Origin of the sequence: Herpetosiphon geysericola, from assembly GCF_001306135.1 — a bacterium.
GTDB classification, from domain to species: Bacteria; Chloroflexota; Chloroflexia; order Chloroflexales; family Herpetosiphonaceae; genus Herpetosiphon; species Herpetosiphon geysericola.
In genome coordinates, this window is sequence record NZ_LGKP01000021.1 from 153225 (window position 1) to 172426 (window position 19202).

Annotated in this window: 13 protein-coding genes; 11 read left to right on the top strand and 2 right to left on the bottom strand. The window is 53.9% G+C overall.

All coding sequences use genetic code 11. The features are described from left to right. Positions 1-280: 280 nt before the first annotated feature. From SE18_RS12105 to SE18_RS12140, 8 genes are all read left to right on the top strand, one after another. A complete protein-coding gene (locus tag SE18_RS12105; protein ID WP_054534721.1) occupies positions 281-3478 on the top strand; it encodes a hypothetical protein in 3198 nt (1065 codons plus the stop codon). Positions 3479-3565: 87 nt separating this feature from the next. Then, the gene (locus SE18_RS12110) at positions 3566-4357 is read left to right on the top strand and encodes an inositol monophosphatase family protein (protein WP_054534722.1); all 792 of its coding nucleotides are present in this window, start codon (positions 3566-3568) and stop codon (positions 4355-4357) included. 64 nt (positions 4358-4421) lie between these two features. Then, the gene (gene hisC, locus SE18_RS12115) at positions 4422-5516 is read left to right on the top strand and encodes a histidinol-phosphate transaminase (protein WP_152976631.1); all 1095 of its coding nucleotides are present in this window, start codon (positions 4422-4424) and stop codon (positions 5514-5516) included. 72 nt (positions 5517-5588) lie between these two features. Continuing rightward, the gene (locus SE18_RS28145) at positions 5589-6473 is read left to right on the top strand and encodes a double zinc ribbon domain-containing protein (RefSeq protein ID WP_083469870.1); all 885 of its coding nucleotides are present in this window, start codon (positions 5589-5591) and stop codon (positions 6471-6473) included. Positions 6474-6503: 30 nt separating this feature from the next. Further along, positions 6504-8621, top strand: coding sequence for a serine/threonine protein kinase (locus SE18_RS12125; RefSeq protein ID WP_054534724.1), 2118 nt, complete (start codon positions 6504-6506; stop codon positions 8619-8621). A gap of 108 nt (positions 8622-8729) precedes the next feature. Then, on the top strand, positions 8730-10052 hold the full coding sequence (locus tag SE18_RS12130) for a glycosyltransferase family 87 protein (RefSeq protein WP_054534725.1): 1323 nt from the start codon (positions 8730-8732) through the stop codon (positions 10050-10052). Between the two features lie 118 nt (positions 10053-10170). Next, positions 10171-12096: a protein kinase domain-containing protein gene (locus tag SE18_RS12135; protein WP_152976632.1), complete on the top strand. Its 1926-nt coding sequence runs from the start codon at positions 10171-10173 to the stop codon at positions 12094-12096. Positions 12097-12308: 212 nt separating this feature from the next. Further along, a complete protein-coding gene (locus SE18_RS12140) occupies positions 12309-14249 on the top strand; it encodes a protein kinase domain-containing protein (protein WP_054534727.1) in 1941 nt (646 codons plus the stop codon). 152 nt (positions 14250-14401) lie between these two features. On the opposite strand, the gene SE18_RS12145 is transcribed toward SE18_RS12140, so the two are convergent. Beyond that, a complete protein-coding gene (locus SE18_RS12145) occupies positions 14402-15868 on the bottom strand; it encodes a HAMP domain-containing sensor histidine kinase (protein ID WP_054534728.1) in 1467 nt (488 codons plus the stop codon). A 170-nt stretch (positions 15869-16038) separates the two neighbouring features. Here SE18_RS12145 and SE18_RS12150 point away from each other — a divergent pair, with 170 nt between their 5' ends. From SE18_RS12150 to SE18_RS12160, 3 genes are all read left to right on the top strand, one after another. Next, entirely contained in the window at positions 16039-16611 is a 573-nt protein-coding gene (locus SE18_RS12150; RefSeq protein WP_054534729.1) for a hypothetical protein, read from the top strand. A 14-nt stretch (positions 16612-16625) separates the two neighbouring features. Beyond that, complete coding sequence (locus SE18_RS12155) at positions 16626-17003, top strand: Asp23/Gls24 family envelope stress response protein (RefSeq protein ID WP_054534730.1); 378 nt, start codon at positions 16626-16628, stop codon at positions 17001-17003. 173 nt (positions 17004-17176) lie between these two features. Then, positions 17177-17995 carry a phosphodiester glycosidase family protein gene (locus SE18_RS12160; RefSeq protein ID WP_083469873.1) on the top strand — a complete coding sequence of 273 codons (819 nt, stop codon included), beginning with the start codon at positions 17177-17179 and terminating at the stop codon, positions 17993-17995. A gap of 252 nt (positions 17996-18247) precedes the next feature. Here the strand turns inward: SE18_RS12160 and meaB are convergent, their stop codons facing one another. Next, positions 18248-19195 carry a methylmalonyl Co-A mutase-associated GTPase MeaB gene (meaB, locus tag SE18_RS12165; RefSeq protein ID WP_083469874.1) on the bottom strand — a complete coding sequence of 316 codons (948 nt, stop codon included), beginning with the start codon at positions 19193-19195 and terminating at the stop codon, positions 18248-18250. Positions 19196-19202 lie beyond the last annotated feature (7 nt).

Sequence of the window (19202 nt, forward strand, 5' to 3'; positions counted from 1 at the left end):
ATCGATAGGTTCATCAAGCAACGGCTGCTTACCAGCAATTGTCCTTGAGGGGGTGCAGGGGGATGAAAACACCCTGCGTTTCCTGCCTTGAGGCGGGACGGAAGGGTGGTGATCGACGCTCTATGCCAATAATAAAAGATTTCGTTGCAAAACTCGTTCAGAATGAACTAAAAACTTTCATGATTCATCAGAAATAGACTTTTCGTTAATCGAAGAAGTTGCATAAAATCAGCCTAAATACCCCTCGCTCAATTGGCTAGGATCATGTTAAAATAGAGCTATGAGTATATCGTCTGCCTCAACGCCAATCGGCGACGTCTTGCAGCAAATTGCCCAACGTTTCGCCCAAAGCAGCCGCTCGCCCTTGTTGCGCAGCGGTGAATTAGCCTTGCCCGATGCCAGCACCCAGCCGTTGCCCTTAGCTCCTGAATTGGCGGTGGCATGGCGAGCTTTGTTGGGCGAGACTGGCTGGCCGTGGCAAGCAGAGGCGTTGGCAACTGTGCGGCGTGGTTTGGGCTTGGCCTTGGTTGCACCTGCGCCACTTGGCCCAGCCTGTTTGTTGCTCTTGGCCGCCGAGCATATTAGCGCCAATCAAGGCAGTTTGTTGTTACTCGCACCTGATGCAGCCAGCTTGCACGATTTGGCGCAAACTGCCAATAATATCGATGCTCTGCTGGGCGGCGGTTTTCCGCACCTTGTGGTTGAGCAAACCACCCGCCCACCGCATAGCCCGCCGCGGCTGATTTTAACCACGCCCACAACCTTGCATCAACGCATGTTGCGCACCCATCATCGCGGTTGGTCGAATATGTGGCCGCAGTTGAGTGGCATTGTCCTGCCAGCCTTTGATCAAGCCAATAGCACCAGCTTCGGCCATTGCCGTTGGTTGTTGCGGCGGGTCGAACGCTTGCGCCCGCGTGCCCGACCATTGACGCTCTACGCTAGCTTAGCGCCAGTCGCCGAAATTGATGAATTATTGGCGCGGGTGTTTGATCATCTGCCGCCGCTGGTCTATGCCAATACTGCCCGCATTCCCTTGACGTGGGCATTGTGGAATGGTGGCGCGCAGCCAGTTGATGCAGCGCTGAAATTGGCCCTCGCCTTGCGCCAAGCAGGCTTAAGTGTTCAGCTTGATGCACCCGATAACCTAGAACGGGCAATTTTGGCCCAACGCGGCGCAGCCCAAGGATTAAGTATTGTGCCACGCGCGGCAGCTCCATCCCATGTGTTGGTGATGTTGGGTGGCGTGAATGCAACCAGCCTGCCAAGTTTATTGGCGAGCGGCCATCGGGCAGTGGTGTTGGTCACCGATCAGTCGATTGCGGCCCAAACGGCATTGGCCCAACCTGCCTTGCTCACGCCCAATTTGCCGCCAGCCTTGCCAGTTGCTACCCAAAATAACTATATTAGCAGCGGCCATTTGCGCTGTGCCGCCGAAGAGCGACCGCTCCAGCAGAGCGAAATTAGCGCATGGGAAGTGAGCGATTTAGTCGAGCGCCTGACCCAGCGCAACCAATTGGCGCAACTGCCCGATAGCCCAACCTGGCAACCAGTCGCCAATTTGCAGCAGCGCAGCGATATTTACGCAACGCTGCATCCAACCACGATTAGCGATGTGCCAGTCCAGATCGTCGATCACGAAGGCACATTTTTGGCCGAACTCGATTCGGTGACGGTTGAGCGACGTTTGTTTAGCGGCGCGAGCGTGCTCGGCGGGCGGGTGGTTGGCTGGAACGATGATGGGTCGTTAAGCATACGCTTGCAGGATGCAGCCCCAACCTTGGCCGAGCATCGCTGTAGCGTCTCGGTGCGCGAGCATTTTGGCCAACGCCCGTTGGATGGCGCACGCGCCGAGATCGAACTAACGATTGGCCGCGTCGTAGTAACTGAGGAAATTGTGGCACGGCGCAGCCTTGCAGATGATGGCAGTCTGCGGCGCGTACCGTTCGAGCCACCGATTCAATTGCAGTGGAATGCTCCGGCTTTGTGGCTTGGCGCTCCAGAAGCAGGGGCTGGCTTGGGCGAAATTCTGCTTGGCGTCCTGCCATTGTTGCTGCGTTGCCAACCAGATGCCATGGTCGCTTGCCTGAGCGACCAACAGCTATATTTGGTCGAAGCGCAGCCTGGCGGACGCGGCATTGTCGAGCAGTTGTATAGCCAATTTGAGGCCTGGCTGCATTTGGCTGGCTTGGCGGCGCGAACCATGAGCAACGACCCAATCTATGCCAGTTATGCGCAGGCCGAGTTACGTTGGCTCGAAAAGATTTTGGTGCCGCTGGCAGCGCCGTTGCGGGCTGATATGCCACCAGAACCAGCCCAAATTGCGCCGCCACGCGTCGAACGTGCCAGCCGCCAATCGATGGTGATTAGCACGAACGAGTTGAATGCCCGCCGCCGTGGACGTGGCAATGTTTTTGCCTTGCCCCGTTCGTTGCCCAAACAGGGCGAGGCGGTCAAACGCCCAACGACTCCTTTGCCGAACCAACCAGCCTTGCCAGCCCAGCCGATGCGCTTGGCGGCTCAGCAACCGCCAGCAAGCAAACCAATTACCAACCAACGCCCAGCAGTGCGCAACGAAGCGCCGCCAGCACCGCCAGCGCCCGAAAAGGCCAAGCCAAATGTGACCCGTCCGCCGCGCCGCAAGGCCAGCGTTGGGCGTAATGAAGCGCAGCGTTCGACCCAGCCGTTGGTGCAGCCCAAAGCTGTTGCGCCAAGCAATCAGTTGCCACCAGAACGTGGTTCGGTGGTTGTGCCAGCGCCCAACCAGCCACCAGCTTACGAGCGGCCACCGTTTCAGCAACGCAACGCGCAGGAAAAACCTGCGGCCCAACGCCCAATCTCGCGCCCAGTTCAACGTGAGCAACAGCCGAATCAACGGCCTGCTCCACGCGAAACCCAGCCCAATCAACGGCCAGCCCAGCGTGAGCAACAGCCAGCCCGACCGTATCAGCGCAATGATCAGCCGACCAAGCCGATGCCACGCGAAACGCAGCCTAACCAGCGGCCAGTCCAGCGTGAGCAACAGCCAGCCCGGCCATATCAGCGCAATGAGCAGCCAACCAAGCCCATGCCGCGTGAAGCGCAGCCCAATCAGCGGCCAAATCAGCGTGAGCAACAACCCAATCAGCGCAATGAGCAACCAGCCAAGCCCGTGGAAGCCAACGCCGATCCACAGGCCATGCTCGAAAAAGCCCGCCGTTTGCGCGAACAGCGCGAAGCTGAGGCGCGGGTTGCCCAACTAATTACGCGGCCAAATCCTGCCAATCACAACGCTGAGCCAAGCGAATCACGCTTTAAACAAGGCGATCGGGTGCATTGCGTGCCCTATGGCGAGGGCGTGGTGCAAAAAACGCGCATTCGCGATGGCCGCGAACTATTGCTGGTACAATTTCCAGAGCTTGGTGATCTCCGCGTTGATCCAGCGGTCAATGCTGTGCGCATTGTGCGCCCTGAGATTCAAGCCGAAGACGACGAATAATTCAATCCGTGACGACGAAGCCACTCACCGTGACCAGCATTGTGCTGATCGCGGTAGCTTTGTTGGTCGCGAATAAAGGATACAACAATGCAATCACCCAACGAAGCTCAACTAATGGAAACTTGGGCACGCCAGGCTGGAGCCTATGCCCTCGATATTTTTCAGGATTACAATGCAGCCGCGCCCCGCCGCAAAGCTGATAACTCGTGGGTAACCGAAGTTGATGAAACAATTGAACAGATGCTGCGCGAACAGATTGCCCAAGCCTTTCCCGATGATCTGATTATGGGCGAAGAGGGCGGCGGCCAAGCCAGCAACAGCGGGCGGATTTGGGTGCTTGATCCAATTGATGGCACTGGTTCGTTTGTTAAGCGCTTGCCAGTGTGGTGCGTTTCGATTGGCTTGTTGGTCGATGGCTATCCAGCTGCTGGCTGCGTGTATTTGCCAGTGCTCGACGAATGTTATTTGGCGGGCTTAACTGGGCCAGCAAGCTTAAACGGCCAAGTAATTCAGGCTGAAAATCCCGATTTTCTCGATAGCCAGTCGTGGATGGCAGTGCCATCGAATGCTCATTGGCGCTATAACATTAGCTATCCAGGCAAAACTCGCTCGTTGGGCAGCACCGCCGCTAATGTCTGCTATGTGGCGAGCAGTCGCGCGTGCGCCGCAATTTTAGGCAACGCCAGTTTATGGGATATTGCTGGCGCATGGCCAATTCTGGAGCGGGCTGGCGGCAAATTATCGACCTTTTCTGGCGGGCCGTTCGATTGGCAGCGCTTCTACGAAGGCTCATCGGCCAACGAGCCATTATTTGCCGCCAGCAACGATAATTATGCAACAATGCGCGGCATGATCGACCTTGCCAAGGGCGCAATTTAAGCAGCGTTGATCGGGGCATGGTATCATAGGCCAGATTAAGCCACCTCAGCGAAGGAACCAACTGATGGCTGATGTAACCAAGTTTGTGCGGCCTGATATTGCGGCGCTGGAAGCCTACACGCCGATTCAACCATTCGATGTGCTCAGCGAACAATTGGGCATTCCGATTGAGCAGATTATTAAACTTGATGCCAATGAAAATCCCTATGGGCCAGCGCCCAGCGTTGCCGAAGCGTTGCGCGATTTCCCGTTTTATGCAATTTATCCCGACCCAGATCAGACCCGTTTGCGGCGGGCAATTAGCCCATTTATTGGCCAGCCGCTTGAACGGATTTTGTGTGGCAATGGCTCGGATGAAATTATCGATTTATTGATGCGAGTGCTGGTGCAGCCCAACGATGTGGTGATTGCCTGCCCGCCGACCTTCGGCATGTATAGCTTCAACACTGGCGTTGTTGGCGGGCGTTTTGTGGCCGTGCCACGCGATGCCAACTTCGATGTTGATATTGAAGCAGTTGCCGACGCAGTGTATGAGCATCAAGCCAAAATGGTCTTTTTGCCCTCGCCCAACAACCCGACGGGCAACCTTTTGGCGCGGGAGCACGTCCTACGCCTATTGGAATTACCAACAATGCTCGTGTTGGACGAAGCCTACGCCGAGTTTAGTTCGGGGAGTGTTGCCGATTTAGTCGGTCATTATCCCAATCTGGTAGTTTTACGCACCTTTTCCAAATGGGCTGGTTTAGCTGGTTTGCGCTTGGGCTATGGCCTGATTCCAGAGTGGTTGATTACTCACTTGTGGAAAATCAAGCAACCCTACAATACCAATGTGGCAGCAGAAGTGGCGGTTTTACAATCGTTGGCTGAAACCGAGGCGCTGAATGCCCGCGCCAAGGTAATGGTGGCTGAACGCGAGCGTTTATTCGCTGCGCTGCAAGCAATCGACGGCCTCACGCCGTTTCCATCGCAGGCAAATTTTATCTTGTGCAGGGTTGAGCGTGGCGATGCTGCCCAACTCAAAGCCGACCTTGCCAAGCGGGGAATTTTGCTACGCTACTATCGCAACCCAGAGCTAGCCAATTGTATTCGCGTGAGTATTGGCCTGCCAGAACATCATGATGCCTTGCTTGCAGCGTTAGCCGACTTGGGTTATCGCTAAATTGCATTGACATCAAGGAACGCGGCGTGCTATCGTTGCCACAGAGTTTCATGATTGTGGAGTGATCGTTGTATGATTGCTTGTCCTGTCTGTAATGCGACCAACCAAACAGGGGCCTTATTTTGCGAAATGTGTGGGCATCGTTTGCCAACTGTGGCGGCGGCTGTCACCCCACCCAAAGCCGTTGCTGGCGGCATTCAATGCCCAACCTGTAAACATATTGCGACTGCTGGCGAGGCGTTTTGTGATGAATGTGGTACGCCGCTGAATGTTGGAGTGGCTGCTGCACCCGCTGCCGCGCCAGTTGCGCCAAGCGTGCAGCCAGCGCCCCAGCCAACCTATCCAGCACCGCAGCCAATTGCCAACGCCGCCAGCCCAACCTGTCCAAGCTGTCGGGCAGCGGTTATTCCTGGCGAGGCATTTTGCGATAATTGTGGAGCTTCGTTGTTGGCTGGCGCTGTTGCTGCTCCCGCCGCTCGACCAGTTGCGCCCGCGCCGCAGCCAAGCTATACGCCGCCAGTCCAGGCTGCGCCAGTTGTGCCAGCAGCGCCAGTCTATACGCCGCCACCAGCGCCAGTTACGCCCAAGCCGCCAGTTGCTGCCCCAATTGCTGCCGCGCCAGTTGGCATTCAATCGTTGGCAGGGTTTGTGCTCGTGACAGCGGCTGGCACGCGGATTCATCTTCCAGCCAAAGCTGAGATTGTGGTTGGCCGCGAAGATGCAGTTTCGAATAACTATCCAGATGTTGATTTGAACCCACATAATGGCTTGGCTGATGGTGTTGGCCGTCGCCATGCGCGAATTTTCGTTCGGGCAGGCGTGGTGCAACTTGAAGATTTGGATAGCACCAACGGAACAACCGTCAATAAACAACGCTTACAAGCTCGCCAAATTGTTAACCTCAATGTTGGCGATGAAATTCGTTTTGGCCGATGTGTGTTGCAATGGCAACGCTAGCGTGATGTAGCAGCTATGAGTGGACAGGCCATGTTTCAACAAGGACGCTACCAAGTACGCAACGAGCTGTTTCGCGATGAATGCGGCGTGATGTACTTGGCGGTCGATGGCAAGATGGCAGGGCGCGAAGTTGCCTTACGCCAACTCAATGATGGTGTTTTAGATCCAGCTTCGTTGCAGCGTTTAGCCCAGTTAAACCAAGCTGCCCTGCCTTCGGTCTATGATCTGTTTGAGGAGCATGGCCAGCGCTATTTGGTGCTTGAGTATCCACGGGGCCAAACTTTGGCCGATGTGGCGCTCGGGCCGCGTTTGCGCGAAGGCGTGGTGCTGGCTTGGGCCAAGCAAATTGCCGAAGGCTTGCGCTATTTGCATAGCCAAGGCTTTGTCCATGGCGATATTCAGCCGCAAAATATTGTGCTGCAAGATGGCCGCCGCATCAAATTGCTTGGCGGTTTTCCAGCAGGCTGCCCTAAAAATGCAGGCTCGCGCTATTCAGCCCCCGAAATTTGGAGCGGCGCAGCTGCCACCCCAGCCTCGGATATTTATGCCTTGGGCGCGACGCTGCACCATTTGCTGACCGGAACCGACCCCAACACCCAACCATTGATGGCCTTTGCCCCGCCTGATGTGCGGCGGCCTGATCTTTCGCCAGCGGTTTCGAGCGCGATAGTCAAAGCGCTCAGCCAACAGCCACAACAACGCTTTGCTACTATTGAGCAATTTGTGGTTGCCTTGAGCCAAACGAGCAGCACCCATGAATCAGCTGGCGATTTGCCAGTGATTGGCTTTACGCCCTCGATGTTGCCCAGCACACCTGCCGATGGCCCAACCCAACGCTACGTGCCCTCGGAAAGCTCGCCGATTCCGGTGCCGCCAGGTCGGGGCAATACTGCTCAATACGATCAGGCGATGCTTGAGCAATTGCTCTTGCCCGACCGCGATCTTGGGCCAGCGCCCTCGGCCTTGCCGCAACGCCCAGCCGAAAACAACAACCGCACAGGCTTGATTGTGCTCGGGGTGTTTATTGGCTTAGCCTTATTGGCTGGGGCATGGTTTATTTTCAAGCCCAAGAGCAATGCGTTTGTGAATGCAACCGAAATTGCCAACAATGGTTTGCCAACCGTTACCCGTGATGAAGGGATTTTGCTGAGCGATAGTGCCAAAACTGCTACTGCGTTGGCGGCAATTCCGCCTGCAACCCAAATTCCGACGCTTGATGTGCCGCGAGCTACCGCCGATGCAATTCAGACCTTTACTGCTGCAACCGAAGCTGCCTTTAACGTCGATTTAGAAGCACGCTATCTGCGGGGTACGGCCTACGAAGAAACCGGCCAATATGGCTTGGCCTTGAGCGAATACGACGAAATTTTGCGCCAAGACCCATTTTATAAAGATACCCAATCACGGCGCGACCGAATTAAGATTTTTCTTGATGCAACCGTTACTGCAGATGTGCAACAAACCACGGTTGCGGTGGCAACGGCAACTGCGGTTGCCCAACCAACTGCAACCGCCTTGCCACCAACGCCAACCGCCACGCCAGTTGGCCAGATTGTTGGCGATACCTTCAATGGCAGCACGCTTGACCCACGCTTGTGGGCTGGCGAAAGCCGCGATGGCAGCATTCAGCTGAATAACGGTGAATTGCAACTGGCTGCGACCAATGCTAATTGTTATCCAGTCGTGCGCACGATTACCGATACGCTCTTTCCTGCCAACAACTTTACGCTCAACATTACCTTTCGCTATTCCGATGTGACGGCCTTAGGCACTGGCTTTATGCTGGCCGATGCGATGGCTACGCCGTGTGGCGAAACTGATCGGGCTGGCACAAGTTGGAGCGGCGTTTGGCAGGATGAAAATCAAGGCCTGATTGTCGAATTCCATCGTGACCAAACAGCAGATACTGAGCTGAAAGATATTCGTTTGCCCTATACCAACGGCCAAATTGATACAACCGAACACAACTTGACGATTCAACAGCGTAATGGCGAGCAAACCTTCATTCTCGATGGCAATACGCTATTTACCGAAAAGATTGGAGCGCAGCCGAAAGTGTTGTGGTTTGGCAATCCGAGTCGCACAGCAATCGGCGCACCGTGGACAGTCCTGAATATTCTGAGCGTTGATTTGCGCGAAGAACCATAAGCAATCACGCTTGATTGGCCTCTCGTTGGATAGCGAGAGGCTTTTTTTGTTTAAGCAGTTGCGTGGTACACTCTCTCGCAGTTTGCTTTAATTGCTAGGGAGATTCTGATGGTGCACGGCGTGCGGACAAATTGGCGGCGTTGGTTGGCTCGACCGTATGGAATGTATGCAATGCTGGGATTATTGGGTTTGGCCTTGGCAGTAGTTGGCTTTGTGCGGGTGGTGCCAAGTTTAATCCGCGTGCCTGATCATTATGATTTTGCGGCCTATTATGTGGCGGCTCGGGCCTTGAATCAGCACGAAACGCTCTACGATGGCGCGGCAATGCAACGGGCAGCGACAATTGATGGCCAGCATATGGCCCATCCGTTGTATATTTACCCGCCATTTTTTGCGGCAGTATTGCGGCCATTAGCCAGCTTACCTTTCGCCCAAGCCAAAACGCTCTGGTTTGTGGCCAATATTGGCTTGTTTGTTGCAATGTGGTGGCTGCTTGGCCGTTTGGCGCAGCTTTCGTGGCAACAGCGCTTGCTTGGTTTAGGGCTGTTGATTTTAGCCCCGCCGTTTTACGATACGCTCCTGTTGGGCCAAGTCAATATACTGCTGTTGGCGCTATTAACCTGTGCTTTAGCTCTGTTGTTACGCGCCAAACCAAGCACTAGCAGCGATCTTTTGGCAGGCGCGTTGATTGGCGTTGCAGCGGTGATCAAAGTCTATCCCTTGGCCTTTGGGCTGATTTTCTTGTTGCATCGGCGCTATGTTGCCAGCCTTGGGGTGCTGCTTGGCGTGGCGGGTGCAATGCTCGTCGGTATTTTTGCAGGTGGCGGTTGGGCTACGACGCTGCATTTCTTTACTGATGTGTTGCCAAGTTTACGCGGCCCTGCTAATGCTGCCGACCAATCGATTTGGCCAGTTTTCGAGCGTCTATTTACCGAGCACCAGTATCGCTATGCCTATTTGAGCGCCAATAATTTAGTTGAACTCACGCTTAAACCAGTGATCGAAGCACCATTATTGGGCAAACTTTTGGCTTCTGGCGTGGCGGCAGCAATTGCGCTATTCTCAGGAATTAGTATTTTGCAGCGTTGGCGTAGCGCTTCAACACCAGCCAGTTTGTGGTTTGATTATGGCTTGATCATCATCCTGACCCTCTTGCTATTGCCAGTGGTGCATAGCCATTATTTGGTATTGCTGCTGATTCCAGTGGCATGGCTGCTCCAGCGCTATCAACAACTTACACCAAAGCAAAAACCCTCTGTGATTATTGGTTTGTTGGCGAGCTATGGCTTGATTGTGCTAGAGCGCTATTGGCGCTTTTTGCTCAACCTCGCTGCCACGCCGCTCTTTTTGGGCTTTGGCCTGTGTGGCGCGTTGATTGTGTGGTGGTTGCTGATGCGCTATCAACCAGCCAAGGCTTCAATTCAGGAATAAGTTTTCTCACCCGCCCGCCGAATTTGGGCTGTGCCTCAGCACATAAGCTATATTTTGCCCAGTGAATCGACTATAATAGCAATGTTATGGTTAAGTGCAATGTGGTGAGGCAATTGGCATGTTGAAAAGTGGCACAATTATTCAAGAGCGCTATACGATTGTGCGGCCCTTGGGCAGTGGTGGCTTTGGGGCGGTCTTTTTGGCCACCGATGGTCGCTTGGGGCAGCGCAATGTGGCGATCAAATATTTTGCTACTGCTCATATGCGCCCAGAAGAACGTGATTCGCTGGCTCATTTGTTTCAACAAGAAGCCCATACCTTGGCCAGTTTGAGCCACCCCAATCTCGCGCCAGTGCTCGATTATTTTGCTGTCGACGATGGTTGGATGTTGGTGATGGGCTATGTGCCAGGCGAATCGTTGGCGGCCTTGCAAAAACGGCTCAATGGCCCGTTCGGCGAGCAACAAGTGGTCGATTGGGCGATTGAATTATGTAATGTGCTGGAATATCTGCACAACCAACGTCCGCCGCTGATTTTTCGCGATCTTAAGCCCGCCAACATTATGCGCACGCCAGAAGGCAAAGTTATTTTGATTGATTTTGGGATTGTGCGGCGTTTCAAAGAGGGCCAACATCAAGATACGATTCAAATTGGCACGCCTGGCTATGCTCCGCCTGAGCAATATGGCGGCCAAACCGAGCCACGCTCCGATTTATATAGCCTTGGCTCAACGATGTATGTGCTCTTAACCAACGAACGCGTGACCAGTGGCTTGCGTTTGCCGCCAGTTAGCCAAAGCGTCGATTGGGTTTCGCCTGCGCTCGATGGCTTGATTACCCAATTAACCGCGTTGCACATTGATGAACGGCCTGCTTCGGCGGCGGTTGTGCGCGCCGAACTAGAGCGCATTCGCGATTTGCCAATGGTGCCAATCGCTGATCCATTTGCGATTTTGCCCCAAGCTGCGCCCTATCGCGGCGCTGAAGCACCAACGCAGGTCAATCCACAAGTTCAACAGCAACAAAGTTATGGCCATACCAACGTAACGCCACGGCCAATTCAAGCAACGCCAATTCCAACGCTGCCTGCTGCTCGCAAAGCGCTAGTTTGGCCATGGGTGCTGCTGCTGTTGTTGGTGGTTGGCGGCGGCGCAGGCTGGTGGTATCTGAATCGCTCGAATCAACTGCAAACGCCGCTGGTGCCAACTCAACTCAGTGCCTTGCCCGATAGCGCCGCTGGCGATTTGATAATTTCCTCGCGCGTAGGCAACAGTGGCGCATACAATTTGCTCAGTTTGGATATTCCATCGGGTAATGTAAGCGAAGTTGTACCGCATCACGATGATAATGCGATTGCCTCGCGGCGCCGCAGCGATGGCCGAGTGGCCTATTCGCATGGCGTTGATGGGCTTGAACAGATTTTTACAATTAATGCCAATGGCAGTGATGAGCAACAATTGACCGCTGCTCCAGGCGAAAGTCGTGCTCCTCGTTGGTCGCCTGATGGCAGCAAAATCGCCTTTGAGAGTGACCGCGATCGCAGCAATAACAACAGCTTCGATATTTATATTATGGATGCAGATGGCTCGAATGTGCAGCGCGTGACCGCTGAGGGTGGCTGGCAAGGCGGCCCTGCTTGGTCGCCTGATGGCAGTAAGCTCGCTTTTCATAGCCAAACCAGCGATTTATATGAAATTGTGGTGCTTGATTTGGCCAGCAACAAGCAATATTTGTTGGCGAGCGTCGATGATAGCGCCTTTTGGGCCGATTGGGCGCCCGATGGCCAAACGATTGCCTTTATGACTGGCGATAATGATAGCCGCACCAAAATTTATACTGTGCCAACCAGCGGTGGCGAGCCACGCGAATTGACCACGCTTGGCAATGGCAAAAACCGCTGGCCGCGCTGGTCGCCTGATGGCCGCTATTTGGCTTTTGAGAGCTTTCGCAACGAGCATTGGGGCATCTATCTGCAAAATCTGGCGACTGGCAAGGTCGAAGCGCTCTCCGATGGCACGCGCCACGATCGCTGGCCTTCGTGGTAATACGAGTATAATAGCTTTCAGGGGCAAGGGAAACGAAACCACGAAGAGCACGAAGAGCGCGAAGACAAGGCTATGGATTATTGGCTATTAGAAATTGGTCAATGGGAATTGGGTGGGTGGCTTGTGGCTATTACAGGGCTTGAATCATAACTTGTATGTTCTATGTTCTTTCCTGACCCCCAGCCCCCAAAAACCGACCCCCAACTAAAAATATGCGTGAACGCTATCGCTTTGTAGAACAACTTGGTAAAGGTGGTTTTGCCACTGTCTGGCTCGCCTACGATAAACAAATCGGTGGGCTATGTGCGGTTAAACAAAGTATTGCCGCTGAAGCAGAAGTTACTGAGATGTTGGAAGCAGAGGCCGCGATTTTGGCTGGGCTGGCCCATCCATCGTTGCCACGCATTCGCGATCACTTTGTGCACGAAGGCCATGCCTGTGTCGTGATGGATTATATTGAAGGCGTTGATCTCAATGTTTTGTTGGCAACCGAGCACGATGGCATCGCCCCCAAGCGGGTTGTCGAATGGGCGCAACAACTGTGTACCGCCGTCCAATATATTCACACCCTGCCGCAACCAGTGCTTCACCGCGATATTAAGCCCTCGAACGTTAAGCTCACGCCTGATGGTCGTTTAGTGCTCATTGATTTTGGGATTGCCCGTGATCTCAAGGTTTCGAGCTTGGGCTTGCGGCGCGCGGTAACTGCTGGCTATTCGCCGCCAGAGCAATATCGCGGCCAAACTGATGCGCGCTCGGATATTTATGCGCTAGCGGCAACAATTTATGCCTTGTTGACTGGTCGCGCTCCCTTGGCAGCCCCAGCCCGCTTAATTGGCGAGGCCTTGCCAGCGCCTTCGGCCCTGCGGCCCAGTTTGCCAAGCGTTTTAGATCAGCCGTTATTGCGCGGTTTGGCCTTGGAGCCAGCGGATCGTCAGCAATCTGCTGGCCAATTGGCCTTAGAATTGATGACTGCTTGGCGTTCGATTCAGCCAGCAAGCCCCAAATTGCCGATCATTCGCACCAAGCCCTTGATTCAGCCGCGCACTTGGCGACATTGGCTTGGGCTTGGCTTAGTTGGTAGCCTAAGTTTGGGTGGGTTCAGCGCCACAATTTGGAGCCTCGTGCGGCAGCAAAATGCTGCTGAAGCTTCGCCCAATGCGCAAATCTATTTTCCTGCGTTGTTGCATAATAGTGCCACGTCGGCCCCGTTGCTCACGCCAACGCCAGCCCCAACCAGCACACCTGCCCCAACTAGCACACCTGCCCCAACCTCGACGGTTCAGCCCTTGGTTGCTGGCCTAACTGGCTATTTCTTTGTTGGCATGCGGGCCAAAGATGGCGAATATCAAATCTATCGAATTCCGGCCATGGGTGGCGAGCCGCAGCAATTGACCACGCTTGGCGCAAATTATGGCGGGGTGGTTTCGCCTGATGGCCAACAAATCGCCTTTACCTCCGAGCGCGATGGCCGCGAGCAAGTGTATGTGATGAATGTTGATGGCAGCAATCAACGGCGCATTACCAATGATGTTGGGCGTTGCGAATACCCTAGCTGGTCGCCAGATGGCCAAAGTGTGGTCTATGCCCACCGCCGCTTGGACGATTTGAAGGAAAATAGCTCAACCATCTACATCCAACGGCTTGACCAAGCTGAAGGCCAGCAGGTGAGCAAAATGTGGGGCACAATGCCAACTTGGGGCGAGCAAGGCATCGTATTTACCAGCCGCGATATTGTCGAGAATATCGAACAATTGGGCTTGGCGATTATTCAGCCCGACGGCAGCCAGCTAAAAATTATCAACCCAACCCGCGATCGCGATGAACATTATGCTGAATGGTCGCCTGATGGCAAACAAATCGCCTATGTTGCTGGCGATAGTCAGCGCACAATTACCCGCCAAATTTGGGTGATGAACGCCGATGGCTCAAACCCGCACCCGCTGACCAAGAGCATTGGTGGCGTAACTCAGCCGCGTTGGTCTCCCGATGGCAAATGGATTGTCTTTTTGGCCAAATGGGGCATGCCCGACGATCTACAAAATAATCGCCCACGTTTCAATTTGTGGGTTGTTTCGACAGAGGGCGGGCCTGCTCAGCCGTTTACCATTTCTGATGCGAATAAATTTGGGCTTGGTTGGGGGCCACGCTAAATCCTAAGTCTTGGCAGCTTGTTTCACCAGCCTTCCGTCCCGACGCAGTGGGTTTTCATCCCCCTGCACCCCCTAAATGACATTGAGTAGAATCTAACCATTGAATGATGAACTTGGCATTCCTCAGTTCATAGCGAAGAAATAATCCTACACTATCCGTTCGTCAAGCTGCTGGCGGGATTCTGGGGCAAGGGTTCGCAGACCAAGGCCAGCGGAAAGGCCACATAAAAGGTTGTGCCTGCGTCCTCAATGCTCTCGAAATAAATTGAGCCATGGTTCATTTCGACCAAGGCTTTAGCGATTGATAAGCCTAAGCCTGTGCCGCCTGCTGCCCGCGATAATGGGTTGTCGTTGCGAAAGAAGCGCCCGAAAATTCGCGGTTGCTCACGCAGCGAAATGCCAATTCCTGTATCGCGCACCAACACCAGCACATCATCGATTCGCTGTTGAACTTCGATTTGAATCTGGCCATGCTCAGGGGTGTATTTGATCGCATTGCTAATCAGGTGGTGGCTAATTTGACGCAAATGCAGCGGATCAAGGCTCAATAACGGTAATTGGTTGGGCAATACACACTCTAATTGCAATTTTTTGCGCTCAGCTCGTGGCCGAAATTCATTAAGTACTGCACTCAATACAGTGCGTAGATCAACTGGTTGCGGGGTATGTTCGTTGCGTTGAATTTCCAGCCGCGCCAAATCAACAACTTCGTTCATAAGTTCGGTCAGGCGTTGAATGTTGCGGCCAATGCCCTCGATATAGCTGATTTCTTCGGGGCTAAAATGCTCAGGGTTGCTCCACAACAGCATATCGGCAAAACCGCGAATGCTGGTCAACGGCGAACGCAATTCATGGGCCGCCAAGGCCATAAAATCGCTACGCAGCCGTTCGCTCTCAACCCGCGCACTCATATCTTGCAAAATTGCCACCGCGCCCATGCGCTGATCGTCGACCCAAATCGGGTTGGCGCTCAAGCGATAGGTGCGCCCAGCAAAACAGACCCGTTCGGCGGGCTTGATGTGTGGCCGCCCCAAAGCTTGATCCAAGGCTGGTTGCACGGCCTCGAGTGCTGCATAAAAGCGCACGCTCAAATTCGGCTGTTCGTGGTTGGTTTGCAAGCGCTCTGCTTCGGCCATGGCAATAATGTTGTAGGCGGCAGTGTTGAGCAATACAATCTGACCAAGCTGATCACAGACAATCACACCATCGTCGATTGCGGCCAAAATTGCCCGTTCGCGCTGGGTTTCACGCCGTTGGTTGCTGAGCAAAGTGGTGAAGTGCTCAGCCGCCAGATTGATCGATTGAGCCAATTCGCCCAGCTCGTCAGTGCCCAAATTGGGCGCGCGCACGCTCAAATCGGCAGTTGCCAAGACCTCAACCACGGCAGTTAATTGCTCAATTGCCCGCCGTTTGCGTTGCAATATGACAATCAGGCCAATTTGCAGCAGCAGCCACAAACCACCAAGGCCGATTAACAGCCAATGCCACCAATCGAAGTTTGCCAGCCAAAACCCATAGCCAATCAGGCCAAGCCCGAAGCTGCCAACGACAATCGCCATCAGATACGCCAAGCGAATCAGCTGATTAAGCGCCAAACTACTGTGTGCCTGCAACTGCATAGCCATTCTCGTTACTCAAATTGGCCTATGCTAGCAGCCCAAAGTTAAGCCTTGATTATGGTCATGTTTAAGCTATATTTTACATTTCTGAGCATATTGAGTATTGGCTAGATTCGAGTATTATTAAGCCAAATGCGACCATCTGCGGATGGTATGGAGAGCCACATCAAATGAGCGAACAAACCGATGCCCCGAAACCAATTGTGATTAAACAAAAACGTGGATGTTTGGCCACCCTTGTTGGCTCTGCCTTGACGATTATTGTCAGTGCTGGCTTGGGGGCGGCGTTGGCGCTCTTAGTGATGTGGTATGGGCCACGCAATGTTGGGGTGAGCTTTCCCGATAGCACTGGGCGCATTGGCGCGCTGGAGCAAGCCCAACAAACCGCAATCATCGTCCAGACCGATCAGGCTGCGACCTTACGGGGCTTGACCGATCTGCGTGGCTCGGTCGATGGCTTGCGCGAACGAGTGCAAACGCTTGAGAGCAGCCTCAATACCCGTGAAACCAACCTCGATAGCCTCCAAAAACAAATCGATTCGAATCTCAATTCGTTGTTGAGCATTCAATCGCGGCTTAATGAGCTTGAATCGATTCCCGCCAATGCGGCCTTGACCAACCGCCTTGATAGCGTCGAACAAGATTTAGTCAGCATTGGCAGTACCTTGGAGCGTCTCCGGATCGCTTTAGGGGCAGCTGCACCAACCGCTAGCCCACAACCAACCGCCACGCCCACTCGTTAGCCAAGGAGCGAATTATGCCCCAACAACAATCAATTGTGCGTTCAGTTCGCAGTAATCGCCATACCACCACCATCGATATTGGGGTGATTGGCCAAATCGTGCAGTCGGTTAGCGGCACGATTGAAGGCATTTATGAAACCCAACTCGAAAGCGCTGAATTGCTCGCCGAGGGCCGCGCCGAAAACGATCAAAAAAATGATCAAGAGCCGCAAACCCGCTTTGATGAGCGCGCCAGCGTTGTGCTGCACCTCAAATTAATTCCGTTTATCCACGAGCAATTGCCACCAATCGTCAATGCACTGCGCAAACGGGTGATCGAAAGCATTCAACAATATACTGAATTGAATGTTCACGCCGTGCATATTCATATCGCTGGTTTATGGTATCGCTAGCCAGCAACTACTAGAAACCGAGGGGTTAGAATGCCGCGCTGTTTAAGCTGATCGCTGCCCCCCTCCATACGCTGTAGATACCTGGTATCCCTCATACTGCATCCTTCAACCTATGCCTACCCCTCAGATGCAATGATTATGGTAGGATGAACGCTCTTGTGTGAGGAATTAGTATGCACTTTTTATTCAGATTGAGCCTCATTATGCTCCTTGCTTGGGGTTTAATCAGTTGTTCGCGATCGGATATGCAAGAGGTGCTCAAACCAAGTGGCACCAGCACCCCGATTATTGCGCCCAATAGCGCCGAACCAACCACGGTCGATAATCAATGGCAACGCTTAGAACCAGGCCTTGAGTTTCGCGAAATTGGCTACGATGTGACCAATGTTCAAGTCTTGCGCATCGATCCTGCCTATTTTCGCTTGCGAATTGGCTACGATGTGGCAAGTCCTGGTCGCGTGAGCGAATGGGCTGCGGCGCTCAAGCCAGTTGCGGTTATCAACGGCGGCTATTTCGACCCCCAAGGACGAGCTACGGCGCTGACGATTTTCGATGGCGTGGTTAATGGCACATCCTACGATGGCTTTGGCGGCATGCTGGCAGTTGATAGTGCTGATGCATGGTCGTTACGTTCGTTGCGCGAACAACCCTACGATAGCAGCGAATTGCTGAATCAAGCGCTACAATCTGCACCGATGCTCGTTGTTCATGGCGCAGCAATCGAGCAGCCTAACGACGATGGCGACAAAGCTCGGCGCAGCGTGATTGCGCTCGATCAGGCTGGGCGTTTGTTGATTATTGTCTGTAGCTGGCCAAGCTTTACCCTGACCGAGCTAAGCCAGTGGTTAGTGCAGCAAAATCTTGCAATCGACGCGGCCTTGAATCTTGATGGTGGCTCGTCAACAGGCTTGGTGGTCAGCAGCGAAAGCCGCTCGTTTAAGCTCGATTCGCTGGTGCGCGTGCCCCAAGTGCTCTTGATTGAGCGCAAGTAAGCAGTTCTCGCACTCCAAGCGCTGGCTCGCGTTCAATAGGTCTTAAGGGTAGGGTTTTGTTTCACTGATAAACCATGAAATTCATGGTTTATCAGTGAAACGCCGACTGGTACACAATCCATTTTAGGGGGTGCAGGGGGATTAAAGCCCTCTGCATTTCCCGCCTTGAGGCGGGACGGAAGGGTGGTGATCAGCAATCATGGCAACCAACCGACCCTTGCAACGAGTGGGCTTGGGGTAAAAGAATTGAATCTAGCTCAATTCCAAAACCGTTTCAATCGCCTGCTTGGCAGCAGCATAGGGGTCAAGCTGGCGCTCGGCCATGTGATTGAGTAATTGTTCATACTGCTGTGGCTCAAGCCGTTGCAATAATTGGCGCAAGAGGCTTTCGCGCATAATCATTTTCCACTCGCGCTCAATCCGTTCGCGTTCGCGCAATTCAAGCAAATTATTGTTTTTCAGATGCTCAAAATGGCGTTCAACCGCCGCCGCTGCTTCGGCGATATTCTTGCCAGTATTAGAAACGGTCTGCACAATCGGCGGCTCCCAGCCATCGCGATGCTCGCCGCTGCCAAGATGCAGCATCATCTGCAATTGGCGCACGGTGCGCTCAACGCCCTCGCGATCAGCTTTATTAACCACAAACACATCGGCAATTTCCAAGATGCCTGCTTTGATTGCTTGAATATCATCGCCCATGCCTGGCACTTCGACGACCACTACGCTATGCGCTTCGCGGGCAATCTCGACCTCTGCTTGCCCAGCGCCAACCGTTTCGACAATTACAATATCAAAGCCCGCCGCATCGAGCACTTTCACCGCATCGCCAGTGGCCCGCGACAAACCGCCAAGGCTGCCACGACTAGCCATCGAACGAATATAACAGCCGCTATCGCCGCCCAAGGATTGCATGCGAATTCGGTCGCCGAGGATTGCGCCACCACTAAATGGCGAGGTTGGGTCGACCGCCAGCACAGCGACCGTGCGCCCAAGACTGCGCCAATGCAAGGCCAACTGCGTCACTAAGGTCGATTTGCCAGTGCCTGGCGCGCCAGTTACCCCAACGATATGAGCATGGCCAGTGTAAGGATACAGCGCAGCCAAGGCGGTTTGGGCTTGGGCATCGCCAGCTTCAACCAGGGTTATCAAGCGGGCCAGTGCCCGACGATTGCCAGCACGAGCCTTTGCAACAAGTTCCACGCCCAAC

Excerpts from the sequence above, each read along its gene's own strand:
- SE18_RS12105 (WP_054534721.1), top strand. The coding sequence starts at position 281 with ATGAGTATATCGTCTGCCTCAACGCCAATCGGCGACGTCTTGCAGCAA.
- SE18_RS12110 (WP_054534722.1), top strand. The coding sequence starts at position 3,566 with ATGCAATCACCCAACGAAGCTCAACTAATGGAAACTTGGGCACGCCAG.
- hisC (WP_152976631.1), top strand. The coding sequence starts at position 4,422 with ATGGCTGATGTAACCAAGTTTGTGCGGCCTGATATTGCGGCGCTGGAA.
- SE18_RS28145 (WP_083469870.1), top strand. The coding sequence starts at position 5,589 with ATGATTGCTTGTCCTGTCTGTAATGCGACCAACCAAACAGGGGCCTTA.
- SE18_RS12125 (WP_054534724.1), top strand. The coding sequence starts at position 6,504 with ATGTTTCAACAAGGACGCTACCAAGTACGCAACGAGCTGTTTCGCGAT.
- SE18_RS12130 (WP_054534725.1), top strand. The coding sequence starts at position 8,730 with ATGGTGCACGGCGTGCGGACAAATTGGCGGCGTTGGTTGGCTCGACCG.
- SE18_RS12135 (WP_152976632.1), top strand. The coding sequence starts at position 10,171 with ATGTTGAAAAGTGGCACAATTATTCAAGAGCGCTATACGATTGTGCGG.
- SE18_RS12140 (WP_054534727.1), top strand. The coding sequence starts at position 12,309 with ATGCGTGAACGCTATCGCTTTGTAGAACAACTTGGTAAAGGTGGTTTT.
- SE18_RS12145 (WP_054534728.1), bottom strand. The coding sequence starts at position 15,868 with ATGCAGTTGCAGGCACACAGTAGTTTGGCGCTTAATCAGCTGATTCGC.
- SE18_RS12150 (WP_054534729.1), top strand. The coding sequence starts at position 16,039 with ATGAGCGAACAAACCGATGCCCCGAAACCAATTGTGATTAAACAAAAA.
- SE18_RS12155 (WP_054534730.1), top strand. The coding sequence starts at position 16,626 with ATGCCCCAACAACAATCAATTGTGCGTTCAGTTCGCAGTAATCGCCAT.
- SE18_RS12160 (WP_083469873.1), top strand. The coding sequence starts at position 17,177 with ATGCACTTTTTATTCAGATTGAGCCTCATTATGCTCCTTGCTTGGGGT.